The organism is Oleiphilus sp. HI0117 (genome assembly GCF_001635235.1).
Window position 1 is genome coordinate 1 of the sequence record NZ_LWGA01000668.1, and the last position, 11,781, is coordinate 11,781.

Sequence of the window (11,781 nt, forward strand, 5' to 3'; positions counted from 1 at the left end):
CATAAACGCCCCGCTTAACCGGCTCAAGCTCATCGATGATTTCCATCGCACGAATTTTCGGGGCACCACTTAGAGTACCGGCAGGGAAAGTCGCGCGTAATACATCAATCGGACTGGTATCGGGTTTTAGCTTGCCGGTCACGTTCGAGACAATGTGCATAACATGAGAGTAGCGCTCTATCACCATTTTATCGGTGAGCTCTACACTGCCAATTTCACTAACGCGGCCAGCATCATTTCGTCCTAAATCGATTAGCATCAAATGCTCGGCGCATTCTTTAGGATCTGCGAGTAGGTCTTTCTCTAAGGCTAAGTCTTCTTCTTCATTCATGCCGCGCTTGCGAGTACCAGCAATCGGCCGAACAGTAACTTCACCCTCTTCTACGCGCGCAAGTATTTCAGGTGATGAGCCGACAATATGAAACTCGCCCAAGTTCAAAAAGTACATATAGGGAGAAGGATTCAAACAGCGTAAGGAGCGATACAGATTCAAAGGCTCAGCAGTAAACGGAATCGACATGCGCTGTGAAATCACCGTTTGCATCACGTCACCAGAGAGTACGTATTCCTTAATGGTATCGACAGCGTCTTTAAACTTGTCTTCAGAAAATCCAGATATAAAGTCGCTTTCTTTTATGTCAGTTTGTGTGGCTTCTTGAGCCGGCTCCGCGCAGGTATTATTCCGTAAACGATGAACCAATAAATCCAGTACCGACTGAGCTATTTGATAAGCATCTTCAGTGGCAGGGTCTGCATGATGAATAAGTATCAACTTGCCACTTAGGTTATCGAATACAACCAGCTGGTCAGACACCATAAGCAAGATATCAGGTGTACCCAAAGGATCTTCAGGACAGCTGTCAGCAAGCTTTGGTTCAATGTATCGAACGGTGTCATAACCAAAGTAGCCAACCAAACCGCCATTGAAGCGTGGTAAGCCTTCTATTTCGGGCACCTTGAAACGCGTTTGGAATTCCTCAACAAAAGCTAAAGGGTCACTGCACTCGTGTCGCTCGATGATTTCGCCATCTTGCTCGAGTGTGGCTGTGGAGCCAGAAATTCTAAGTACTTGCGTACAAGGCAAACCGATGATGGAGTATCGGCCCCATTTCTCGCCACCATGAACAGACTCTAGTAAATAAGAATAGGTGCCGTTAGCGAGTTTAAGATAAGTACTTAAGGGCGTATCGAGGTCAGCCAAGACTTCACGCGTGACAGGAATGCGATTGTAGCCTTGAGCCGCTAGTTGTGAAAAATGCTCAGGTGTCATAGGGTGTTCCTAACTAAATTCATAATCTATTAATTAAAACGAAGCGGTATACAGCGCAGGAGCTGCAAATATTGAACGAGCGCGTGCTCAATTAGCTAGCTTCGCCAGCGGCAGGGAAGCAGCGCACGAAGGGCTGCGAAATTATGAACGGATGTAGACACTGAACAGTCTCTCTACTCTAATCAATTAATAGGTATAAAACGGCCTACAGATTACCTCAGGCCTGTGAGTGAATCAATAGCTCAGGGTGCATGCTAGCTCGCTATTTGAGACTCTCATAGCTTTAAATATAGCAATTTTAGCCAAGGCAGCTGCTTAAGCTAAAAAAGACTACATTTTTTTGCTAAGACAGGTATATTAATTGAGGGCTAGGAATCCTTAGCTCAATGCGAACAGGATGTTTGCAGAATCTATTTCTATACTTTTTAAAAGGACTTAAAAATGAAGAACTTTCTTAAGCGCCCAACGATGGCGCTATCTGTGTTATTGGCTTCCTCATCACTTCAAGCTTTACCTGTTTATATCAATGAGTTTCACTATGATAATCAGGGGGCTGATCAAAATGAGTTTGTTGAAATAGCAGGCTTAAGTGGTACAGACTTACTTGGTTGGCAACTCGAGTTTTATAATGGCAATAATGGCCGACGTTATATGTCATGGGACTTATCTGGTAGTTTTTCCGATCAGCAGGCAGGCTATGGTGTGTTAGCCTTTACCGGCTCTGGTGGTCTGCAAAATGGTGGCAATGATGGTATTGCCTTGGTAAATAATCTGGGCGACTTAGTACAGTTTATTAGCTACGAAGGCTCCCTTGTCGCAACAAATGGTTCAGCTTTGGGCGCCACAAGTATCGATGTTGGCGTTGTAGAGTCACCGTCTACGGCTTTGGGTAGCTCAATACAGTTAAGTGGCACAGGAGAAAGCTCTGAAGCGTTTGCTTGGGTCTTGGGGCAAGCTTCCCAAGGGGCTTTTAATACCGATCAACTTTATCAGGCGCCTATTGTTTCTGGTCCTGTCGTACCAGATATTCCGACATTCACTGAGCCGGGTTCAAACCCTGATGTGGTATCGGTACCAGAACCTGCCAGCTTAAGCCTGCTGGGCTTGGGGTTACTCTTACTTGGTCAAATACGCCGGGGCGCTAAAATGCGAAGTTAGGGGAAGTAGGCGCTCGGTTTTGCAACAAGCTGAGCGCCTTGGATGACGTTTGGGCTAGGAAATGCCAGCTAACTTGGCTCTCATTGCTGCGATGGTTGCCTGATAGTCATCGGTATTGAATATGGCTGAGCCGGCAACAAAAGTGTCGGCACCAGCTTGTGCTATCTCGGCTATATTGTTGATATTGACGCCACCGTCAATTTCCAATCGGATATCTTTACCTGAATCATTAATCAACTTGCGTGCTTGTCGAAGTTTATCGAGTGTACCAGGAATAAACTTTTGGCCGCCAAATCCGGGGTTAACGGACATGAGCAAAACCATATCGAGCTGGTCAAGGGTATGGTCAAGGTAGTGTAAGGGGGTAGCCGGGTTAAAAACTAAGCCCGCCTTGCAGCCACCATCTTTGATGAGTTGTAATGAGCGATCAATATGCTCAGAAGCCTCTGGATGAAAGGTGATATAGGTCGCACCAGCATCGATAAAGCTTTTGATCATATCATCGACTGGCTTCACCATTAGGTGAGCATCAATTGGAGCTGTCACGCCGTGCTTTCGAAGCGCCTCACAAACCATTGGGCCAATTGTCAGGTTAGGGACATAATGATTATCCATCACATCGAAGTGAACGATATCAGCACCGGCTTCGAGAACATTCTCGACTTCTTCACCTAGGCGTGCAAAGTCGGCAGAAAGAATAGAGGGGGCGATCAAAAATTGGCTCATGGTTTCCTCGGAATTAATAATTTGCGCTATTCTAACGTAGAAGCGCTGGTGCGAATAGTTTAGTTGCCGATAAGTAAAGTGTTAAGCCTATTGATGATAGGTTTGTGCCTCCGAGTGTCACTAAGATGAGTTTTTATATGAAATGGTTTTGCCTTGCTCTTGTTACTCTTATATTCAGTTCTAGCATGGTGCTGGCGGAAGATGCACCTGACGCCTCTGAAGGCAAAGAAGAAAGTGAAACCAAGAGTGAGGCGCTTAGAGTTGGACATATAGATCTAGATAAGGTGACTCAGCAAGCCCTGATATCGGAATTGAGGCAAAAAGAAGTAGTTTGGCTGGATGTTGAGTACCCCATACCTGAAGGTGGTTCTTCTGCTGGAAGTGTTCAGGTTCTGGCTTTACAAAGACCTTCTCAAAAGCCGCAACAACATGGTGCTGTTTTATTGGTTCCTGGTATCGGCCAGCATGCGGACTGGCCTCAAGTAATAAGGCCTGTACGCAGTGGGCTTCCAGAGGCGGGTTGGTATACCTTGGCGCTCTCATTACCAGGCGCTTCCATAGACAAAGTCCCAGAGCGAGCTTTACCAGTAAAGAAATTTGATGAGCTTGAACTAAGCCCTGCTTTGGCAGAAGCATTAAACAACAAGACAGCCAAAAACGAGGATAGTGGAAAAGATAAGTCAGATGGTGAGGCGGAAAAAAGTGAGCAAGCGGCAGACAAAGACGATGCAGTTACCGAAGACAGTTCTGATCCAGATAAACCTGTTGATATAGACCTTGCCGATAAAGAAAAGCAGCTAAAAGCAATTCCCTACCAAGACAAAGCGCTTGCGCACGTGAACGCTGGTATTTCGTACTTACAGCAGCAAGGCTATCAGAATATTGTTTTGTTAGCCTATCGCGCTTCAGCCAACATTGCCTTTGAGTATCTCAAGCAAAAGCAGGGGACATTTAGTAATAAAGGCTTTGCTCTGGTACTGGTTGACCCTGAGTTTGATGAACCTTTACAAGTCGATCTGGCAGAGCATTTAGGGCAAAACTTCCAGCCACCCGTCTTGGAGATGGTTAATTCGGTGGAAGATGAAAGTTCTGTCAAAGCGCGCTTGGCATCGGCAAACGTGGCTGGCGCAATTAACTATATGCAAGTGGACTATGCGTTTAATTTATCTGAAGGGCCACAGAAAAATTTGGTTCGACGAATTCGTTATTGGCTTGAGAAATATGCACCGGGTATGATTGTAGGTAATCGTTCCCGTTAAGTCGGCGAAGTAGCTGGACGGTAAGTTCATAGACGCTACAGATTACAATGCAGGGCATGACATAGCCAAACATGCGTTTAGGTGATCACTTTCCTTCATAGGCATCAGGCGAGTTTCCAGCCATGTCCTGCCTATCGAGCACGCCGACATCCAAGACAGGAGACGCATCAATATGCTGTGCATCCATCATTTGGGCAACGCGTTGCAGACTTGAAATAATCATCGTTTGCTCCCACTCCTGAAGGTCATTAAATTGTTTGGCAAATTGGTCCTGGAGAGGGGTGGGGGCATCCTTTAAAACTTCTAAGCCCGCATCGGTTAAGTAGGCGTGGACCTTACGCTTATCTTCCTTGGACCTTTCTCGATAGACAAATTCGCGCTTTTCCAAGCGGTCAAGAATGGTTGTGACGGTAGCTTGGCTCAAGCTCATGTCATGTGCCAGTTCACCAATGCTCACTTCGCCCTTATTTCTTATCGTTTGCAGCAAGAGAATCTGTGGTGCTGTTAGCCCGGTTGTTTTGGCTAAATGTTTGGAGTGGAGGTCTGTCGCCCGAATAACGCGACGAAGGGAAACCAAAACTTCTTCGATATGATCCAATGGACAGTCCTCATAAACTTGGTATTAAGTAGCAGAGGTCTCTCAAAGCCCCTCTAATAAGATAACTAGATTATCCCTATGCAAGACTGTTCCTACAACATTTTTTGAGGAATCTGCTTCGATATTGATTTTGCTTGGCTCAACTAGAAAGATTTCGCCCACGTGCTCGACGGCTATTCCAGCGGCGCCACGGCTTGAGTCTAGAATGAGAATTCTTTGATGGGCTTCTGCAGTGCTTACCTGTATATGTTTCTCAGCAGAAAGTACCGGAACGATTTCACCGCGAACATTTAAGATGCCTGCTATTTCGGGGTTTGACCCAGGAACAGGGGTTGGTTCTCGATAGGTAATTATCTCTCTGACCAGCTTAACCTCATATGCATACGTTTCTTCAGCAAGAGAGAAGCTTACATATTGTATGGCTGAATCAGCTGGCATATTCCTTCCAAATTCTTTCGCAGGTTTTAGTATTATTATATTTAGTGTACTATATTTAGATCTCAAAATACTTTTTGCATTAAATCGCTCATATTAGTGAAAATATAAGGCTTTAAGGCGCATAAAATTGTAACAGCTAGTAAAAAGTAGCATAAATACAGGCAAGTTATACATAGATGTCTAAAAATAAATGTTTAGACATCTAAAATAATAAATTATGAATCAAACCACACTTAGAAGACCGCTAGATACTGATGGCCGATCAGTATTTGCGCTCATAGACCGATGCCCACCTCTGGACACTAACTCAGCGTACTGCAACTTGCTGCAGTGCAGTCATTTCGCTAGCACCTCAGTGATAGCGATAGACGATGACAAGACACTTGGCTTTATATCCGGCTATGTCATTCCCGACCGGCAAGACACTTTATTTATTTGGCAGGTCGCCGTTGATGAGCGTGCTCGCGGTCAAGGTCTTGCTAAGCGAATGCTCAAAGATATTGTGACGCGGCAAGAATGCGCTCAGGTCACTCACTTGGAAACGACCATTACAGCTGACAATAAAGCCTCATGGACTTTATTTGAAAGCTTCGCAAAGGATTTTTCTGCTCCCTTAGCCAAATCTGAAATGTTTAGCAAAGATACGCATTTTGCTGGCTTGCATGACACGGAATTTCTGGTCCGAATCGGTCCATTTAGTTCCTAACCTCGCACACTAAATAAGACTCGCACCAAACATCCTATGGAGGATGCTAATGAAAATATTTGATGAAATTGAATCTGAAGTTCAGAGCTATGCTCGTTCTTTCCCTCGTGTTTTTAATCGCGCTAAGATGGAACACCTCTACGATGAGGAGGAAAATGAGTATCTAGACTTTCTGGCGGGTGCGGGAACAATTAACTACGGGCATAACAATCCGCTATTTAAGCCTCTCTTAATGGACTACATTGAGAATGATGGTATTACGCATGGCCTGGATATGCATACCAAGGCGAAAGGTGAATTTCTAGAGGCTTTTAATGAGAAGATTCTAAAGCCTCGGGATCTCGATTATGTTATGCAGTTTACTGGTCCGACTGGTACCAACGCAGTTGAAGCGGCTTTAAAGCTAGCGCGTAATATTAAAGGCCGTCAGAACATTATTTCTTTCACCAATGGTTTTCATGGCGTTAGCCTTGGCTCTCTGGCTGCGACGGGTAACTCTCATCATCGTGGCGCGGCGGGTGTCAGCTTAGGCGGCGTAAGCCGCGTGCCTTATGACGGCTACTTAGGTGACGAGATTGATACCACAGCTTATCTTGATAAAGTGCTTTCAGATTCCAGCAGTGGCATCGACAAGCCCGCTGCAGTGATTGTTGAAACTGTGCAAGGTGAAGGCGGTATCAATGCGGCTAGTTTTGAATGGTTGCGTAACTTAGAAAAAGTCTGCCGAAAGCATGATGTACTGCTTATCATCGATGATATACAGGCGGGTTGCGGTCGTACTGGCACCTTCTTTAGCTTTGAAGAAGCAGGCATTAAGCCCGATATGGTGACCTTATCGAAATCACTTGGCGGATACGGCTTACCTTTTGCTGTTGTTTGATTTAAGCCAGAGCTGGACCAATGGAAACCAGGAGAGCATAACGGTACGTTTAGAGGCAACAATTTTGCATTTGTAACCGCGAAAGCCGCCATTGATCATTACTGGTCTGACGACAAGTTCTCTAATGAGATTAAGCAAAAAGGCGAATATATTAAATCGCGCCTGGAAAAGATTGTCGACTTGTATGGCGACGGAAATTTCACGACCTGTGGACGCGGCATGTTTCAAGGGATTAACTGTGTAAACGGTGAGATCGCTGGCAACATTACACGCAATGCTTTTCAGCAGGGGCTTATCATTGAGACAAGCGGTGCTGATGATCAGGTGGTTAAATTTTTATGTCCTCTCGTAATCAGTCAAGACTCTCTCAAAAAGGGTATTGATATTGTTGAGCAAGCGATCAAAGAGGTTTGTGCTAAAGAAGACCAAATCCCTGAAGATAGCGACTATTTTGATGATGCGAAGATGGCAGGCTAATCGTCAGTATTTAATGGCTTAGTCATCATGCTATTTTAGGCGTCACGTTATTTAACTGGATAAAGAGAAACAAGGTAAAAAAATGATCGTAAGAAAACTGAGTGAAGCGGAAAATTCATCAAGACGCATTGTCTCTCCTGATGGCAATTGGGAAAGTACGCGTATGCTATTAAAAGATGACCAGATGGGGTTTTCGTTTCACATCACGACTATCTATGAAGGCGCAGATTTTCAGATGCACTATCAAAATCATTTGGAGTCGGTTTACTGCATGTCAGGTGAGGGTGAGATAGAGAATTTGGAAGATGGAAAAGTGCACCCGATCTCTGCAGGCACGATCTATGTTCTGGATAAGCATGACAAGCATATCCTAAGAGCATTTAAAGAAATGAAGATGGCATGCGTCTTCAACCCTCCGCTTAATGGCAAGGAAGTACACAACAAGGAAGGTGCCTACGAATTAGAAGCGGATACTATTGAATAATATATATTGAGTACCTAGTTCTATCCCAATTGATAACAATAAATGAAAGGGCTTTGCTGATGAGCGTACCTAACCCTAACGATAAATATGGCATTCACAGTACTGACTACAGCGTTGGGCAGCACAATGTTCAACGCTGGGGTTTTGATATTCATAACCCGGTATTTGCTGTGAGTTCCGGGCTGATATTGTTATTTTTAGTAGCCACACTGCTAACTGATTCAGCGACCGCAAAAGCTGCATTAGATGGTCTTAAATGGGATATTATTGGTGCTTTCGATGGTTTGTTTATTTGGGCAGGCAATATTTTTGTGTTGTTCTGCCTGGCGCTTATTGTTTCTCCTTTCGGCAAGGTTCGCTTAGGAGGCAATGAGGCAAAAGCAGAGCATTCTACGCTAACATGGCTAGCGATGTTGTTTGCTGCAGGCATGGGCATCGGGCTGATGTTCTGGGGAGTAGCCGAACCTGTTTCCTATTATACCGGCTGGTACAAAACGCCTCTCAATGTGGCAGCAAACACGCCCGAAGCGGCGAGTATGGCCATGGGCGCGACGATGTATCACTGGGGAATTCACCCCTGGGCGATCTATGGCGTCGTTGCGCTTTCCTTAGCTTTTTTTACCTACAACAAAGGGCTTCCACTCTCTATTCGATCCGTTTTTTACCCGCTGCTAGGAGAGCGTACGTGGGGATGGCCTGGCCACATTATCGATATTCTTGCAGTACTTGCGACACTCTTTGGTCTAGCCACATCTTTAGGGCTAGGGGCGCAGCAAGCGGCGAGCGGTATTAATCACGTGTTTGGCACTGATGGCGGTATCGGCTTACAGATTTTAGTTATCGTGGGTGTGACTGCCTTAGCTATCATCTCGGTCGTTAGAGGCTTGGAAGGTGGTGTGAAGTTACTAAGTAACGTGAATATGGTGATCGCCTTTGTATTATTGATTTTTGTTGCAATGGTAGGCTTAGCTGTAGCGCTGGGGAATGTTCCCACTACGATTGGTGCGTACCTTGAGAATATAATACCGCTTAGTAATCCGCACAATCGAGATGACGAAGCCTGGTTTCAAGGTTGGACGGTGTTCTATTGGGCCTGGTGGATATCATGGTCGCCTTTTGTCGGAATGTTTATTGCGCGTATATCTAAAGGCAGAACTATCCGCGAATTCCTCTGTGCCGTGCTACTCGTGCCAACCGCAGTGACTGTAATATGGATGTCGGTCTATGGTGGTATTGCCATCGATCAAGTTGTGAACGGTGTCGGTGAGCTTGGAGCAAATGGTCTAACGGATGTCCCGCTTGCCATGTTTCAGATGTTCGATGAGCTGCCCATGAGTCAGCTTCTATCGATGATCGCTATTCTCCTTGTATTGGTATTCTTTATTACTTCTTCCGATTCAGGGTCTTTGGTCATTGATAGCATTACAGCAGGTGGCAAAATTGATGCGCCCGTACCCCAACGTATCTACTGGGCAACTATTGAAGGCGCAATCGCGGCTGCCTTGTTATGGATAGGAGGGACCGAAGCAATACAAGCGCTGCAAGCAGGTGCTATCTCTTCAGGGTTGCCATTTACCTTTGTGTTGCTTGCGATGTGCGTTAGTTTGTTGATGGGGCTCAGAACTGAGCCTAAGTATTACTCATAACACGATCACGTTTGCTTTGTTAAGGTTAGATTAAATACTTAATGAAGCAGACGTCCGCTTTTAGGGTAATAGTTTAGGCTAAGGATTGTTATCGTTTGTTTGTGCTTCTTCAGAGGGAGTCTGGGGTTTGTCTTTATTGTCGTCACTTAAATCTTGCAGAAGCTTGGCATAATCACTGGCAGTCTTACCGGTAATCACTTCAAGGCGACGAATTTTCTTGTCGAACTCATCTTTAACTTTTTTTAACTCGTTATGCAATTCAACAATGTCGTGTTCATTGTTATCGATATCGGACTTATACTTTTCGAGCTTTTTCAAGGTCGTCTCGAAAACCTTCAAGCCCTGTCGTTGGCGATTGGCTGCTTGTGCTTCTTCCTCAATAATGCCATTTTTACTGGCATCAATCTTAGTACGTTTTACCAGAATAAGCCCTTTGATATCTTGAACTCGGCGAGACAGGACTCGCACGGCATCATTTGGATGACTGTAAAGTTGTTTAAGTTCGCCGTCGATGAGGGCTTGTTTTTCAGCTTCAATTTTCTGTAGGCGCTCTTGTTCTAGGGCGGCGTCTCGGGCAGCAATTTGCTCGGCTGTTAGTTCTGGCGCGACAACTTGGATAACTCTGCCCTGTCTATTCAAAATATCGTAGCCTTTTTTGACATATTCAGGAGGAATAGTCTGATTGAGCACATAGGTTCCCTGATTGTCTTTATACCGGTATAGTTGCGCCGCAGATGCATGCGTAGCCACCAAAGAAAGACTGCATAGCAGTAGCAGGGCAACCACGGCTAGCCGCTTGCCAGTATGCTTGAAGATATAAGGTCGTCGTGAAGTATGAATCATTCTAATATCTAAATATTTTTCGGATATCCAAAGTATATCTGATTTTTTTATGCTTTTGTGTTGCAAGAAATTTAATTTATTGAGTGTTTGTTCAGCAATATGCAAAGAGTGGCATTTTCTCTGTTGAGCACTGATAAAAGAGTTTTTATATGGAATTTCTAATTGAACAAGTTGTGCTGTTTTGCGTATCGATTATTGCAAACGGCTTGAGTGCGATGGCTGGTGGAGGCGCTGGCTTGTTACAGTTTCCTGCTTTGCTCTTTCTTGGTTTGGGTTTTACTGTCGCCTTGGCTACGCATAAAGTCGCCAGCGTTGCTTTAGGCGTTGGGGCGACTTTACGCCATATTAGAGAGAAACAGTTGAGCTTGGCTTTTGCTAGTCATATTCTGCTTTTCGGGTTGCCAGGCGTGATACTCGGTGCCTTATTGATTCTCTCTGTTCCCGATGAACTAGCCAAGCAAGCTTTAGGGGTCTTAACGATAGCTTTGGGTTTGTACTCTGTATTTAAACCGGAGCTGGGGATGACGACGACGACCAAGGTATTTAAGCGTATTCATTGGCTGATTGGCGGCTTGGTACTGTTTTTAATCGGTGTTTTGAACGGCTCGATTACCTCAGGAACAGGCCTGTTCGTTACCTTGTGGCTGGTGCTTTGGTATGGCTTGGAGTACCAGCGAGCGGTTGCCTATACCTTGATTTTGGTGGGATTGTTTTGGAATGGTGTGGGGGCGCTTACGCTGGCCTTACAGACCGAGGTTAAGTGGTCGTGGGTACTTCCTTTGGTTTTGGGGGCTTTAGCTGGAGGCTACCTTGGAGCGCATCTATCGATCGCCAAAGGAAATAAAATTGTTAAGCGCTGTTTTGAAGTAGTGACCATTTTGGTTGGGGTGTCTTTGCTGGTGTAGAGACAGATACTCATCTGCCAGCAAACAAACTTGTCTAGGTCGCAGGCCGCTCCGTGACCTCTGTGGTGAGTGCTTATCTGGGTTTCGTTCTTTAAGAGATCAAACACTTGAACCACAGAGAACACCGAGCGCTTCGCTGCACAGAGAAGACATGGAGAAAAACATTTTTAGTTTTTATCTCTTCTCTGTGTAGGCCGAAGGCCTCTCTGTACCCTCTGTGGTTAATGGTTTTTTGGGTTTAGTTCTTTAAGAGATCAAACACTTGAACCACCGAGAACTTCGCTGCACAGAGGTTATGATCAATCAAGCAATCCCAAACTGTGATCTATATGCAGAAACGGCATCCGCGTACTGCGATAAACTTGCATCATCCTGAATGTAGTCTAATACT

The 11,781-nt window shown here is 45.1% G+C and carries 11 protein-coding genes and 1 pseudogene; 7 read left to right on the top strand and 5 right to left on the bottom strand.

Annotation, left to right across the window (positions count from 1 at the left end; translation table 11 throughout):
- Positions 1-1,270, bottom strand: a 1,270-nt coding sequence (locus A3757_RS08985; RefSeq protein WP_068739462.1) for an anthranilate synthase component I family protein, incomplete at its 3' end; no start/stop codon positions are given.
- A gap of 441 nt (positions 1,271-1,711) precedes the next feature.
- Between A3757_RS08985 and A3757_RS08990 the strand changes: the two genes are divergently transcribed.
- Complete coding sequence (locus A3757_RS08990; protein ID WP_068514453.1) at positions 1,712-2,428, top strand: PEP-CTERM sorting domain-containing protein; 717 nt, start codon at positions 1,712-1,714, stop codon at positions 2,426-2,428.
- Between the two features lie 54 nt (positions 2,429-2,482).
- On the opposite strand, the gene rpe is transcribed toward A3757_RS08990, so the two are convergent.
- The gene (rpe, locus tag A3757_RS08995; protein WP_068513466.1) at positions 2,483-3,154 is read right to left on the bottom strand and encodes a ribulose-phosphate 3-epimerase; all 672 of its coding nucleotides are present in this window, start codon (positions 3,152-3,154) and stop codon (positions 2,483-2,485) included.
- A gap of 137 nt (positions 3,155-3,291) precedes the next feature.
- Between rpe and A3757_RS09000 the strand changes: the two genes are divergently transcribed.
- Positions 3,292-4,413 (top strand): DUF3530 family protein, encoded by a 1,122-nt coding sequence (locus tag A3757_RS09000; protein WP_068554205.1) that lies wholly within the window; start codon positions 3,292-3,294, stop codon positions 4,411-4,413.
- Between the two features lie 85 nt (positions 4,414-4,498).
- Here the strand turns inward: A3757_RS09000 and A3757_RS09005 are convergent, their stop codons facing one another.
- The gene (locus A3757_RS09005) at positions 4,499-5,011 is read right to left on the bottom strand and encodes a MarR family winged helix-turn-helix transcriptional regulator (protein WP_068512375.1); all 513 of its coding nucleotides are present in this window, start codon (positions 5,009-5,011) and stop codon (positions 4,499-4,501) included.
- A 42-nt stretch (positions 5,012-5,053) separates the two neighbouring features.
- A complete protein-coding gene (locus A3757_RS09010) occupies positions 5,054-5,449 on the bottom strand; it encodes a chemotaxis protein CheW (RefSeq protein ID WP_068514448.1) in 396 nt (131 codons plus the stop codon).
- 217 nt (positions 5,450-5,666) lie between these two features.
- Between A3757_RS09010 and ectA the strand changes: the two genes are divergently transcribed.
- The 4 genes and pseudogenes from ectA (at position 5,667) to A3757_RS09030 (ending at position 9,642) form a co-directional block, all read left to right on the top strand.
- Positions 5,667-6,155 carry a diaminobutyrate acetyltransferase gene (gene ectA, locus A3757_RS09015; RefSeq protein ID WP_068514445.1) on the top strand — a complete coding sequence of 163 codons (489 nt, stop codon included), beginning with the start codon at positions 5,667-5,669 and terminating at the stop codon, positions 6,153-6,155.
- 49 nt (positions 6,156-6,204) lie between these two features.
- A pseudogene (ectB, locus tag A3757_RS09020) lies at positions 6,205-7,512 on the top strand (diaminobutyrate--2-oxoglutarate transaminase).
- Between the two features lie 82 nt (positions 7,513-7,594).
- Entirely contained in the window at positions 7,595-7,996 is a 402-nt protein-coding gene (locus tag A3757_RS09025; RefSeq protein ID WP_068514443.1) for an ectoine synthase, read from the top strand.
- 59 nt (positions 7,997-8,055) lie between these two features.
- Positions 8,056-9,642 (top strand): BCCT family transporter, encoded by a 1,587-nt coding sequence (locus A3757_RS09030; RefSeq protein WP_068553458.1) that lies wholly within the window; start codon positions 8,056-8,058, stop codon positions 9,640-9,642.
- 78 nt (positions 9,643-9,720) lie between these two features.
- Here the strand turns inward: A3757_RS09030 and A3757_RS09035 are convergent, their stop codons facing one another.
- On the bottom strand, positions 9,721-10,485 hold the full coding sequence (locus A3757_RS09035) for a hypothetical protein (protein ID WP_068514438.1): 765 nt from the start codon (positions 10,483-10,485) through the stop codon (positions 9,721-9,723).
- 149 nt (positions 10,486-10,634) lie between these two features.
- Here A3757_RS09035 and A3757_RS09040 point away from each other — a divergent pair, with 149 nt between their 5' ends.
- Positions 10,635-11,390 carry a sulfite exporter TauE/SafE family protein gene (locus A3757_RS09040; protein ID WP_068514435.1) on the top strand — a complete coding sequence of 252 codons (756 nt, stop codon included), beginning with the start codon at positions 10,635-10,637 and terminating at the stop codon, positions 11,388-11,390.
- Positions 11,391-11,781: the final 391 nt, after the last annotated feature.